This window comes from Trinickia terrae (assembly GCF_005144415.1).
In the GTDB taxonomy this organism is placed as follows: Bacteria; Pseudomonadota; Gammaproteobacteria; order Burkholderiales; family Burkholderiaceae; genus Trinickia_A; species Trinickia_A terrae.
In genome coordinates, this window is record NZ_SWJE01000024.1 from 89594 (window position 1) to 102210 (window position 12617).

Sequence of the window (12617 nt, forward strand, 5' to 3'; positions counted from 1 at the left end):
AAGCAGGCCATGAGCGGTCTCGTGTCTTCGCTGCGCGTCGAACGGCCCACCACGACGCTGCGCGAGCTCGCGCTGGAGAAGATGCGCGCGGCGATCGTCGATGCGCATTTTCATCCGGGCGAGCGGCTCGTCGAGCGCTCGTTGTGCGGGGAGCTCGGCGTGAGCCGCACGGTGGTGCGCGAGGTCTTGCGGCATCTGGAGACCGAAGGGCTCGTCGCGTCGCTTCCGAACCAGGGGCCGATCGTCGCGACGCTCGATGCGGACACGGCCGCGCAGATCTACGAGATTCGCGGGCTGCTCGAGGGCGACGCGGCGATGGCGTGCGCGTCGCATGCAAGCGCGGCCGTGACGGCTCGGCTCGCCGAGTGCGTGGCGCAGATCGAGCGGGCTTTCGCCGCGCGCGACCATCAGACGGTGCTCGAACAGACCGGCCGTTTCTACGAAGCGATGTTCGAGGGCGGCGGCAAGACGGTGGCGTGGGAGATCGTGCAGACGCTGAATGCGCGGATCAACCGCTTGCGTGCGCTGACGATCGCCTCGGACGACCGAGGCCGCCAGGCCGTCGCCGAAATGACGCGCATCCTCGAAGCGATAGCGGCGCGTGATCCGCAGCGCGCGCAGGCAGCCGCGCTGGCGCACGTGCGGCGCGTGGCGGAGATCGCGGCGGCGCAGTTGATGAAATAAAAGCAAAGAAGAAATGGATTAGTTCCAGGACGGAGCAACACTCACAACGGCAATCGCAACAACGGGAGATTTCAATGAGAAAGGCTTATGAAGTTAAATCAGTAATCCGAATGATATCGGGGGTGGCGATCGTGGCGATCATGCCGAACCTGGCGGCTGCGCAGTCGTCGGTCACCTTGTACGGGGTGATCGACGAGGGGATCGACTACGTCAACAACAGCGGCGGGCATGCGCTCTGGCGCATGCGCGACGGCACCTACGACGGCATTTACGGCAGCCGCTGGGGATTGAAGGGCGAAGAGGACCTCGGCGGCGGCCTGAAAGCGCTGTTCAAGCTCGAAGCCGGGTTCAGCCTCGAGAACGGCCAGTCGCGCCAAGGCGGACGGGAGTTCGGCAGGCAGGCCTACGTCGGACTCTCGAAGGACAATCTCGGCACGGTGACGCTCGGGCGCCAGTACGATTCCGTCGTCGACTACGTCCAGCCCGTCACGGCTGCCGGTCAGATCGGCGGGCCGTTCGTCCATGGCGGCGATATCGACAACACCGACAACTCGTTCCGGGTGAACAACGCGGTCAAGTACACGAGCCCGACCCTGGCCGGCGTGACTTTCGGCGGCGTGTACGCATTCACGAACTCCAATGCCTCCGGCGTCGGCACGACGGGGATGTGGAGCATCGGGGCGAGCTACGCGCTGGGCGGGTTCAATGCGGGCGCGGCGTACTTCTACGCGAAGAATCCCGCGAGCCTGTTCACCGACGGCGATTTCATCGGCAACACCACGGGGTCCGCGATCGGGGCGAGCGGGCCGTTCAGCTATGTCGGCAATCCGAGCAACGAGCGGATCGTCGGCGTGGGCGTCAGCTACAGGGCGGGCGCGGCATTGGCCGGCATCGACTACACGAACACGAAGTTCGACAACGCCAATGGCACGACGAGCTCGGTCAGCTTCGCCAACTACGAGGTGTGGGGAACCTACGACGTGACGAAAAGCGTGACGCTGGGCGCGGCCTATTCCTACACCGACGGCAAGGTCGACTACAACGACAGCAGCCCGAAGTACCACCAGGTCTCGCTGATGACCAGCTACACGCTCTCGAAGAGCACGACGCTCTATGCGATGGGCGCGTTCCAACTGGCCGCCGGGTCGGCGAAGAATGCCGACATCTTCGATTTTTCGATCGCCGACGCGTCCACCACCGACCGCCAATTGATGTTCCGGGCCGGCATCGTGCACAAGTTCTAAACGGAGTGATCGGGTGCCCGCGTCCGTGCTGGTCATGGCCGCGGGCACTTGTGACGAAACAGAGCTTTACTTCCCTACGAGTGTCACCGTGAAGAGTGTCCAGAATTTATCCATCGCAGGAAAGATCGGCGTTGCATTTGCCGGCGTGATCATTGCCTTTGCGATCAGTGCGGGTATCTGCCTCTCCAGCATCCGGGCCATCGACCAGAAGCAGAAGGAGGTGGCGGCATCGGAAGAGATGCTCCTCTTGCTGAAGGACGGGGCGGCGGACTATCTCAACATCGTCTGGGCGGTTCTCGCGAACAACTTGAACGGCAAGCCCGGGCACAAGGAGTGGATCGTCAAGCACGGCGGCGACTTCGGGACGCGACTGGCCGCGCTGCGCTCGATAGACGGCACCGCCGAGGGCGCGCGGCTCGCCGACGAGTGCCAGGAACAGTACGACGCGTGGCTTCGGACTGTCGTCGATCCTCTCGTGGCAACGCGCAAGAAAGTGGACGAGTACTCGGTCAACATGAGCGACCTGTCCGCAATGACGGAAGGATTCGGCTCTTACCTCGGGACCGAGAAGCTGATCGCGTCCGTCGACAAACTGGACGGTTACGAGAGAAGCCGGATGTCGGAAAGCCGGAAGGCGCTCGATTCGCTGCGCGCGAGGATGTACGCGACCATCCTGGCCACGTCGCTGATCGCGGTGCTGGCAGCCATTCTTGCCGGCAATTGGCTTGCCCGCGTCGTATCCCGTCCGCTGAAGCAGGCCGTGACGGTGGCGACATGCGTCGCCGAGGGGGATCTGAGCGCTCGCATCGAAGCGTTGTCGACGGATGAAACCGGGCAGTTGATGCAGAGCCTGAAGACCATGAACCAGAGCCTTTCGAGCATCGTAGGGCGCGTGAGGACGGGCACCGACAGCATCGCCACCGCTTCGAGCGAGATCGCGGCCGGGAACTTCGATCTTTCCTCGCGCACGGAACAACAGGCCGCGTCGCTCGAAGAGACGGCGGCCAGCATGACGCAACTGACGGAGACCGTCAGGCAGAACGCCGACAACGCGAGGCAGGCCAGCGCGCTCGCCGCGCGCGCCTCCGGCTTGGCCAACGCCGGGAACGACGCGGTGCTGGGCATGGTCCAGACGATCGGGAAGATCGACGACAGCTCGAACAAGATCTCCGAGATCACCGGCGTGATCGAAGGCATTGCGTTCCAGACCAACATCCTCGCCCTGAACGCCGCCGTCGAGGCCGCGCGAGCCGGCGAGCAGGGGCGCGGCTTCGCCGTGGTCGCGAGCGAGGTGCGCGGCCTCGCGCAACGGTCGGCCACGGCGGCAAAGGAGATCAAGGAGCTGATCGGCTCGTCGGTCGCGGTGATCCAGGCAGGTGCGAGGCAGGCGGGCGACGTCGGCGAGACGATGGGGCAGGTCAAGCAGGCGATCAAGCAGGTCTCCGACATCGTCGCCGAGATCGCGTCGGCGTCGGAGGAACAGGGCCGAGGCATCGAGCAGGTCAACCTGGCCGTCAATCAGATGGACGAGGTCACGCAGCAGAACGCGGCGCTCGTCGAGCAGGCGGCCGCGGCGGCGCGGTCGCTCGAAGAACAGGCGATCGACCTGAAGGACGCCGTGGCCGTGTTCAAGCTCGCGGACATCGATGCCGCCATGCCGCGAGCCGCTGGACCGCAAAGCCCGTCGCGCTTTTCCTTGTCGATGCCGTCGGTTCCAGGTCAGGAGCCGGGCTCGCCTGTTCTGACGACCGGCGGCGCCTGACCGAGCCCGGACCACGCCGGGCCGCAGGGCGCCGTCGCCGATTCGCTTAGGACGCGCCCGCCAGCCGCTCGCTGATCGCACGGCCGACTTCCGTCGTGCTCGCCTTCCCGCCGAGGTCCCCGGTATGCGGCCCGTGCTTGAGCACGTCCTCGATCGCCGCGACGATCGCGTCGTGCGCATCGCGCTCCGGCCCGGCCACGTTGCCACCCAGAAAATCGACCATCATCGCCGCCGACCAGATCATCGCCACCGGGTTCGCGATGTTCTTGCCCGCGATGTCGGGCGCGGAGCCGTGAACGGGCTCGAACAGCGACGGGAACTTGCGCTCGGGGTTCAGATTGCCCGACGGCGCCAGACCGATCGTGCCGGTGCAGGCCGGCCCGAGATCGGAAAGGATGTCGCCGAACAGGTTCGAGGCGACCACCACGTCGAAGCGGTCCGGGCTCATCACGAAGCGCGCGCAGAGGATGTCGATGTGCTGCTTGTCGACGGCGACCTCGGGGTAAAGCGCCGCGACTTCGGCCGCGCGCGCGTCCCACCACGGCATGCTGATCGCGATGCCGTTGCTCTTGGTCGCCACGGTGATCTTCTTCTCGCGGCGCTGCGCGAGGTCGAACGCGAACTTCAGCACGCGCTCCGTGCCGAAGCGCGAAAAGATCGACTGCTGCATCACGACCTCGCGCTCGGTGCCTTCGTACATCACGCCGCCCACCGACGAGTACTCGCCCTCGGTGTTCTCGCGCACGATCATGAAATCGATGTCGCCGGCCTTGCGGTTCGCGAGCGGGCAGGGCACGCCTTCGAACAGGCGCGCGGGGCGCAGGTTGATGTACTGGTCGAACTCGCGGCGGAACTTCAGGAGCGAGCCCCACAGCGAAATGTGGTCGGGCACCGTGGCGGGCCAGCCGACCGCGCCGAACAGGATCGCGTCGACGCTCGAGAGCTGCTGCTTCCAGTCGTCCGGCATCATCTTGCCGTGCTTCAGGTAGTAGTCGCAGCTCGCCCATTCGATGTGCTGGTACTCGAAGTCGATGTCGAAGCGCTTGCTCACCACGTCGAGCGTGCGCAGCGCCTCGGGCATCACTTCGACGCCGATCCCGTCGCCGGGAATCACGGCGATCCGATATGTCTTGCTGGGCATGTCCAGTCCTCCTCCAGAGTCGTCGAGCGCGGGCAACAGCCCTTCGCCGTAGGGAATGCGAGCGATTCTATTCCGTTTTGTTTCACCTAGAATCGTGCTTTCGGTTAAGCCACTGTCCACGAATCGTGAATAAATCGCTGAACCTCGACGACGTCCGCGTGTTCTGCGTCGTGGTGCGCCACGCGAGCTTCAGCGCGGCGTCCGAGGCGCTGGCCGTGTCGCCCGCCTATGTCAGCAAGCGCGTCGGCATGCTGGAGGCGCAGCTCGGCACGCGCCTGTTGCACCGCTCGACGCGCCGCGTGGCGATCACCGAGGCGGGCGAGCGCGTCTATGCATGGGCCGAGAAGATCCTCGACGACGTCGACCAGCTCGTCGAAGATGTTTCCGCGACGCGCCAGGTGCCGCGCGGCACGTTGCGCGTTTCGAGCAGCCTCGGCTTCGGCCGCAAGGTGGTGGCGCCGATGCTCGAGCGGTTGTCGCAGTCTCATCCGCAACTGCGCGTGCGGCTCGATCTGTTCGACCGGCTCGTCGATGTAGCGGGCGAAGGCTTCGACCTCGACATCCGCATCGGCGACGAGATCGCCCCGCACCTGATCGCGAAGCACCTCGCGCCGAACCATCGCGTGCTGTGCGCGGCGCCTGCCTACCTGGAGCGGCATGGCGCGCCGAAGCAGCTGGCCGACCTCTCGTCGCATCACTGCATCGCCATCAAGGAGCGCGACCAGTCGCTCGGCGTTTGGCGGCTCTCGGTGCGCGGCGAGCCGGCGACGATCAAGGTGACCGGGCCTTTGTCGACCAATCATGGCGAGGTGGCCGTCGACTGGGCGCTCGCCGGGCGCGGCATCGTGCTGCGCTCGATCTGGGACGTGCGCGAGCATCTGGAAACCGGCGCGCTCAAGCAGGTGCTGCCGGACGTGACGCAGCCCGCCGACGTCTGGGCCGTGTATCCGTCGCGGCTGGCGTCGTCGGCGAAGGTGCGGGCGTGTGTTGATTTTGTCGGCGTGGAGTTGGCGAGGCTGGGGTTTGCTCAGAACCGCTGACGCGGCCGTGTTCCTTCTTTTGCCAAGGTTTTCGCGAAAACTTTGAATTCGCGGCGGTGCGTATAGTCTGTCCCTCCCCGGGACCGGGGTCACTTTTGTCCTTGCCAAAAGTAACCAAAAGCGCGTCCTGGGCGGACGGCCTGTCCCGGAGGCACGCAGTGCTGTTGGCGATAGCGTTCTGGGGGCTACTGCTATCGCTCGCCGTACGTCCCGTTAGCACGCGGCACTGAATTACGCAGAGTCGAATCAAACCAATACTGATGGTCAGGCCAAGCCCGAAGGCGCTTGTCTTGGATGCGGCGCATGCGCTCGCGTTTACTTCTAATCGCAGGCACGTGGGGCGTGGCCAAACCGATGTCCTCCATTTGCTTCGTCGCGGAGCCATTCCGTGCCGCGTGCGAACGGGACGTACGGCGAGCGGTAACGGTAGCCCCCAGAACGCTACCGCCAACAGGACTGAGTGCGCTTCGGCCGAGGCAGTCCGCCGAGGACGCGCTTTTGGTTACTTTTGGCAAGGACAAAAGTGACCCCGGTCCCGGGGAGGGACGGACTATACGGACCGACACGATATGAGCTTGAGACAGCGTACGCAAGCAAAAGCAGCAAGAACAGGCGGCCCATTGCGAACCGAACGACTAAGGGCATTCCCCTAAGCCCCCCCGAGCCAGGGACCACCACAGCAATTCATGCTGTGAAGCGCCATCAAAACGATGCGTTTCGATCGCGCGAGACCCCGAATCGGGACATTCCGCAATTTTTGCGGTGCTTAAATTTCCATCAACACACGTGCTTCATGCGCCGTCTGTCGCCGAACCGCGGCGGGACTGCATGCGAGACCGCGTGCCAAGAAGGGTCGCCACACGCACACGACCCACATTCCTTCCCCTGGTACGAGGAGCAGTTCCATGAACGACGACGAAAACAAACAAGGTGGTTTCAGCCGCCGCGACATGATGCGAATCCTGGCCGCGGGAGGCATGCTGGCTTCCGGTGGCGGCCTGATGACGGCGGCGCAGAGCGCCTTCGCCGCCGATGCGCCGAAGAAGGGCGGCAAGATCCGCGTCGCCTACGAGTCGAGCTCGACCTCCGACACGCTCGATCCGGCCAAGGGCTCGACCGGCGCTGACTACATCCGCTTCTTCATGTTCTACAGCGGCCTCGCGCAGTTCGACGGCAGCCTCACGCCGCAGCCGGCGCTCGCCGACTCGTTCACCTCGACCGACGCCAAGGTGTGGGTCATCAAGCTGAAGAAAGGCGTCACGTTCCATGACGGCAAATCGCTGACGCCGGCCGACGTCGCCTACTCGCTCCTGCGCCACAAGAACCCGGCGACGGCGTCGAAGCTGAAGTCGGTGGCGGACCAGTTCGCCGACATCAAGGCGACCGGCCCGGACGAAGTGACGATCACGCTCACCGCGCCGAACGCCGACCTGCCCGCGATCCTCGCGACGCCGCAGCTCGTCATCGTCAAGGACGGCACGACCGACTTCACGACGGCCGTCGGCACCGGTCCCTACAAGGTGAAGACGTTCAAGCCCGGCGTGACGACGATCGGCGTGCGCAACGACAGCTACTGGCGCCCCGGCAAGCCGTATCTCGACCAGATCGAGCTGATCGGCATCGGCGACGACGCGGCGCGCGTCAACGCGCTGCTCTCGGGCGACGTGCAATTGATCAGCGCGGTCGACCCGCGTGCGACCCAGCGCGTCAACTCGACGCCGGGCTACGCGGTCCAGGAAACCAAGTCGGGCCTCTACACCGACCTCATCATGCGGCGCGACAACCCGCTCACCGGCAACCCCGACTTCGTGACGGGGATGAAGTACCTGTTCGACCGCGAGCAGATCCGCACGGCCGTGTTCCGCGGCTTCGCGGTGGTCGGCAACGACCAGCCGATTCCGCCGAGCCATCGCTATTACTTCGCGGGCCTGCCGCAGCGTCCGTACGACCTCGACAAGGCGAAGTTCTACATGCAGAAAGCGGGCGCGATCGGCACGGCGCTGCCGCCGATCTACGCGACGACCGACGCCAACGGCTCGATCGAGATGGCCGAGATGATGCAGCTCGCGGGCCAGAAGATCGGCCTGAACATCCAGGTGAACCGCGTGCCGCCCGACGGCTACTGGTCGAACCACTGGATGAAGCATCCGCTCGGGTTCGGCAGCATCAACCCGCGTCCGAGCGCCGACGTGCTGTTCACGCAGTTCTTCAAGTCGGATGCGCCGTGGAACGAGTCGGGCTGGAAGAACCCGAAGTTCGACCAGCTGCTGCTCGCGGCGCGCGGCGAACCCGACGACGCCAAGCGCAAGCAGATGTATGCCGACATGCAGGTGCTCGTCAGCAACGAGGGCGGCATCGGCATCCCGACCTTCATCAGCCTGCTCGACGGCTACGACAAGCGCCTGAAGGGCCTCGGCTCGATCCCGACCGGCGGCATGATGGGCTTCTCGTTCGCCGAGCACGTCTGGCTGGAAGCCTGATTCGACGCGGTGGCCGGTGATGAGCCGGCCGTTGACGCGGCGGCCGGCCTCCTTGGCCGGTGCCGGCGCCGCGTGTTTTTTGGCCGTCCATCATCGAGGCAGGCGGACCACGCAGTCCGCCGCTGCTCCCCCGCCATATTTCCAGGAGGCCCGTGCGATGAACTCCACGATTGTCGCCCTGATTGCGAGGCGTTTTCTGCTCACGCTGCTGACGTTGCTGATCGTGTCGATGATCATCTTCACGATCACCAACCTGCTGCCGGGCGACGCCGCGCAACAGGCGCTCGGCCAGGCCGCGACGCCCGAGACGCTCGCCGCGCTGCGCCTGCAGTTCGGCCTCGACCAGCCCGTGTACCTGCGCTACCTGCATTGGCTCGCGGGCCTCGTGCACGGCAACTTCGGGCACTCGCTGTCGAACGACCTGCCGGTTTCCGAGCTGATCAAGGACCGCCTGCCGAATTCGCTCTCGCTCGCGGCGATCACCACGCTCGTCTCGGTGCCGATCGCGATTTCGCTCGGCATCCTCGCGGCGGTCAAGCGCGGCTCGCTGCTCGACCGCATCGTCAGCCTCGGCACGCTCGCGCTCGTCGCGACGCCCGAGTTCCTGATCGCGACGTTTGCCGTGCTGATCTTCGCGGTGAAGCTGCACTGGCTTTCGGCGCTTTCGTACGGCGGCGAGATCGACAGCTTCGATCACTTCATGCGCGCCTATGCGATGCCCGTCGTCACGCTGTGCTGCGTGATCATCGCGCAGATGGCGCGCATGACGCGCGCCGCCGTGATCGAGCAGCTGGGCTCGTCTTATGTCGAGATGGCGGTGCTGAAGGGCGCGAGCCCGGCGCGCGTCGTGCTGCTGCACGCGCTGCCGAACGCGATCGGCCCGATCGCGAATGCCGTCGCGCTGAGCCTGTCGTACCTGCTCGGCGGCGTGATCATCGTCGAGACGATCTACAACTATCCCGGGCTCGCGCGGTTGATGGTCGATGCGGTCAGCAACCGCGACCTGCCGCTCGTGCAGGCCTGCACGCTGCTGTTCTGCCTCGGCTACCTGACCCTCGTGCTGCTCGCCGACCTGTGCGCGATCCTCTCCAATCCGAGGCTGCGGACATGAAGTTCACCCACCGCCCCGACGCGGCATTGCACAGGAGTTCCGCCATGCCATATCCCGATTCGCCGATGCCGTCCGGCGCCCCGCAGGGGGGCTCCCCGCTGCCCGCCGGCGGCAACGAGCCGGCGCCGCTCGCCAAGCGCGCGCGCCGCCGCCGGCCGACGCTTTCCGCAAGCGGCTGGCTCGGCCTTGCGATGGTTGCCGCCGCCCTGTTCGTCGCGGCGTTCGGCCCCTGGCTCGCGCCGCACGCGGTCGGCGAGATCGTCACGCCCGACGTGTTCGCGCCGTTCTCCGCGAAGCTGCCGCTCGGCTCCGACTACCTCGGCCGCGACATGCTGAGCCGCATCATGTACGGCACGCGCCTGACGGTGCTGCTCGCGCTGGCGGCGGCCTTGTTCGCCGCGCTGGTCGGCACGGGCCTCGGCTTGCTCGCCGCGGTGGCCGGACGCGCCGTCGACGAAACCATGAGCCGCGTGCTCGACGCCGTCAGCTCGATTCCGACCAAGATGTTCGCGCTGATGATCGTGGCGGCGTTCGGCTCGTCGCTGACGCTGCTCGTGCTTACCGCGGGCATCAGCTACACGCCGGGCGCCTACCGCATCGCGCGCTCGCTCGCGGTCAACATCAGCCAGCTCGAGTACGTGCAGGTCGCGAAGGTGCGCGGCGAGAACGCGATCTATATCTGCGTCGTCGAGATCCTGCCGAACATGCTGCATCCGATGCTCGCCGACCTCGGCCTGCGCTTCGTGTTCGTCGTGCTGCTGCTATCGAGCCTGAGCTTCCTCGGCCTCGGCGTGCAGCCGCCCTATGCGGACCTCGGCTCGCTCGTGCGCGAGAACATCGCCGGGCTCGGCGACGGCGCGTCCGTCGTGCTGATGCCGGCCATCGCCATCGCGATCCTGACGGTCGGCGTGAACCTGCTGATCGACGGCCTGCGCGACAAGGGCATGCGCGCCCGCGTCAAGCGCATGACGGAGGGTTGAGATGAGTACCAACCTCAACGCCAACCTAGTCGAAGTCCGTGGCCTGCGCGTGGTCGGCAGCAGCGACGGCGGCCCCGAGACGACCATCGTCCGCGATATCGACTTCCACGTCGCGCGCGGCGAAGTCCTCGCGCTGATCGGCGAATCCGGCTCCGGCAAGACCACGATCGCGCTCTCGCTGATGGGCCATGCGCGGCGCGGCTGCCGCATCGCGGGCGGCTCGATCCGCGTCGGCGAGCTCGACGTGCGCTCGCTGTCTCCCGCCGCGCTCGCGTCGCTGCGCGGGCGCAAGGTCGCCTACATCGCGCAGAGCGCGGCGGCGGCGTTCAATCCCGCGCGCTCGATCATGGACCAGGTGATCGAAAGCGCGCTGATCCACGGGACGATGACCAAGGCCGCCGCGCAGGCGAAGGCCGTCGAGCTGTTCCGCGCGCTCGCGCTGCCCGACCCCGAGCGGATCGGCAAGCGCTATCCGCACCAGGTGTCGGGCGGGCAGCTGCAGCGCCTCCTGGCGGCGATGGCGCTCATCACCGATCCCGAGCTCGTGATCCTCGACGAGCCGACCACCGCGCTCGACGTCACCACGCAGATCGACGTGCTGCAGGCGTTCAAGCGCGTCGTGAAGGAGCTGGGGACGACGGCCGTCTACGTGTCGCACGATCTGGCCGTGGTGGCGCAGATGGCGGATCGCATCGTGGTCTTGAGCGACGGCGCGATTCGCGAAATCGGCAGCACGGGGCAGATCCTCACCGCGCCCGAGCATCCCTATACGCAGAGCCTGATTGCCGCGGTCGCGCCGAAGCGGCGCGGCGCGCGAGGGCAAGCGGAGGAATCGGAAGCGACGCGGTCCGCCGGCGCGGCGGGCAAGGCGTGTCCGCTGCTCGAAGTCCGGCGCCTCGTCGCCGGCTACGGCAAGATCGACGCGAAGGGCCTGCCCGCCGCGCGCATCCTCGACGATGTCGACCTCGTGATCGAGCGCGGCAAGACCGTCGGCGTGATCGGCGAATCGGGCTCGGGCAAGACGACGCTCGCGAAGGTGATCGCGGGGCTCGTGCCGGTTGCGGGCGGCCAGCTGCTGCTCGACGGCGAGCCGATGCCGGCGCGGCTCGAACGGCGCACCAAGGAGCAGTTCCGCCGCATCCAGATCGTGTTCCAGAACGCCGATACCGCGCTGAACCCGGTCCATACGGTCGAGCAGATCCTCACGCGGCCGCTCGCGTTCTATCACGGCATGAAGGGCGAGAAGGCGCGCCGGCGCGTCGCCGAGCTGCTCGATCTCGTGCGCTTGCCGGCTGCGCTCGCCTCGCGCCGTTCGGGCGAGCTGTCGGGCGGGCAGAAGCAGCGGATCAATCTCGCGCGTGCGCTCGCCGCCGAGCCCGACCTGATCCTCTGCGACGAGGTGACGTCGGCGCTCGATACCGTGGTCGGCGCGGCGATTCTCGACCTGCTCGCCGACCTGCAGAAGAAGCTTGGCGTCTCCTACCTCTTCATCACGCACGACATCGGCAAGATGCGCGCGATCAGCGACGACATCGTCGTGCTGTATTCGGGCCATCGCGTCGAGGCGGGCGACCGCAGCGCGCTTTGCGCGCCGCCGTTCCATCCGTACGCGGACCTCTTGATCTCGTCCGCGCCGGAGCTGCGCACGGGCTGGCTCGACGAGGCCGCCGAGCGTTGCCACGGCGAGCTGCCGCCGATCGGCGGCAAGGCCGATCACGCGGAGCTTTGCACGTTCCTCGGGCGCTGTCCGCTGCGCGTCGATGGGCTGTGCAACACCACGGCCCCGGCGAAGCGGCAGTTGTCGAACGGCGCCGAGGTGCTGTGCCATCGCTCGGAGGCCGATCTCGTGACGCTGCAGCAGGTGTCGGTGGCAAGGGAGCGGACGGTGGTTTGAGCGTGGGCGGGGTGTGCGCCCCGTGTCGGCAAGCGGCTAAGGCTCGCTAACAATACCTGTCATTCGAGGGGGCGCAAGTTTGCGGTTGTCGTGCAACTTTGATTTCGCGTCGTTCCGTATAGTCCGTCCCTTCCCGGGACCGGGGTCACTTTTGTCCTTGCCAAAAGTAACCAAAAGCGCGTCCTGGGCGGACGGCCTGTCCCGGAGGCACGCAGTGCTGTTGGCGATAGCGTTCTGGGGGCTACTGCTATCGCCCGCCGAACGTCCCGTTCGCACGCGGC

9 protein-coding genes are annotated in these 12617 nt (G+C 66.4%); 8 read left to right on the forward strand and 1 reads right to left on the reverse strand.

Annotation, left to right across the window (positions count from 1 at the left end; genetic code table 11):
• Positions 1-9 precede the first annotated feature (9 nt).
• From FAZ69_RS30920 to FAZ69_RS30930, 3 genes are all read left to right on the forward strand, one after another.
• Positions 10-684 carry a GntR family transcriptional regulator gene (locus FAZ69_RS30920; RefSeq protein ID WP_136898893.1) on the forward strand — a complete coding sequence of 225 codons (675 nt, stop codon included), beginning with the start codon at positions 10-12 and terminating at the stop codon, positions 682-684.
• Positions 685-794: 110 nt separating this feature from the next.
• A complete protein-coding gene (locus tag FAZ69_RS30925) occupies positions 795-1928 on the forward strand; it encodes a porin (protein WP_136898894.1) in 1134 nt (377 codons plus the stop codon).
• An 88-nt stretch (positions 1929-2016) separates the two neighbouring features.
• The gene (locus FAZ69_RS30930; RefSeq protein ID WP_240702537.1) at positions 2017-3690 is read left to right on the forward strand and encodes a methyl-accepting chemotaxis protein; all 1674 of its coding nucleotides are present in this window, start codon (positions 2017-2019) and stop codon (positions 3688-3690) included.
• A gap of 46 nt (positions 3691-3736) precedes the next feature.
• Here FAZ69_RS30930 and FAZ69_RS30935 read toward each other — a convergent pair whose 3' ends face one another.
• Positions 3737-4831, reverse strand: coding sequence for a tartrate dehydrogenase (locus FAZ69_RS30935; protein WP_136898898.1), 1095 nt, complete (start codon positions 4829-4831; stop codon positions 3737-3739).
• A gap of 125 nt (positions 4832-4956) precedes the next feature.
• On the opposite strand from FAZ69_RS30935, the gene FAZ69_RS30940 reads away from it, so the two are divergent.
• From FAZ69_RS30940 to FAZ69_RS30960, 5 genes are all read left to right on the forward strand, one after another.
• Positions 4957-5871 (forward strand): LysR family transcriptional regulator, encoded by a 915-nt coding sequence (locus tag FAZ69_RS30940; RefSeq protein WP_206171248.1) that lies wholly within the window; start codon positions 4957-4959, stop codon positions 5869-5871.
• Between the two features lie 905 nt (positions 5872-6776).
• The gene (locus FAZ69_RS30945; protein WP_136898902.1) at positions 6777-8351 is read left to right on the forward strand and encodes an ABC transporter substrate-binding protein; all 1575 of its coding nucleotides are present in this window, start codon (positions 6777-6779) and stop codon (positions 8349-8351) included.
• 157 nt (positions 8352-8508) lie between these two features.
• Positions 8509-9462: an ABC transporter permease gene (locus FAZ69_RS30950; RefSeq protein WP_136898904.1), complete on the forward strand. Its 954-nt coding sequence runs from the start codon at positions 8509-8511 to the stop codon at positions 9460-9462.
• 44 nt (positions 9463-9506) lie between these two features.
• The gene (locus FAZ69_RS30955) at positions 9507-10442 is read left to right on the forward strand and encodes an ABC transporter permease (RefSeq protein ID WP_136898906.1); all 936 of its coding nucleotides are present in this window, start codon (positions 9507-9509) and stop codon (positions 10440-10442) included.
• A gap of 1 nt (position 10443) precedes the next feature.
• On the forward strand, positions 10444-12336 hold the full coding sequence (locus tag FAZ69_RS30960; RefSeq protein ID WP_136898908.1) for an ABC transporter ATP-binding protein: 1893 nt from the start codon (positions 10444-10446) through the stop codon (positions 12334-12336).
• The last annotated feature ends 281 nt before the right edge of the window (positions 12337-12617 follow it).

Excerpts from the sequence above, each read along its gene's own strand:
- FAZ69_RS30945 (WP_136898902.1), top strand. The coding sequence starts at position 6,777 with ATGAACGACGACGAAAACAAACAAGGTGGTTTCAGCCGCCGCGACATG.
- FAZ69_RS30955 (WP_136898906.1), top strand. The coding sequence starts at position 9,507 with ATGCCATATCCCGATTCGCCGATGCCGTCCGGCGCCCCGCAGGGGGGC.
- FAZ69_RS30950 (WP_136898904.1), top strand. The coding sequence starts at position 8,509 with ATGAACTCCACGATTGTCGCCCTGATTGCGAGGCGTTTTCTGCTCACG.
- FAZ69_RS30935 (WP_136898898.1), bottom strand. The coding sequence starts at position 4,831 with ATGCCCAGCAAGACATATCGGATCGCCGTGATTCCCGGCGACGGGATC.
- FAZ69_RS30920 (WP_136898893.1), top strand. The coding sequence starts at position 10 with ATGAGCGGTCTCGTGTCTTCGCTGCGCGTCGAACGGCCCACCACGACG.
- FAZ69_RS30925 (WP_136898894.1), top strand. The coding sequence starts at position 795 with ATGATATCGGGGGTGGCGATCGTGGCGATCATGCCGAACCTGGCGGCT.
- FAZ69_RS30960 (WP_136898908.1), top strand. The coding sequence starts at position 10,444 with ATGAGTACCAACCTCAACGCCAACCTAGTCGAAGTCCGTGGCCTGCGC.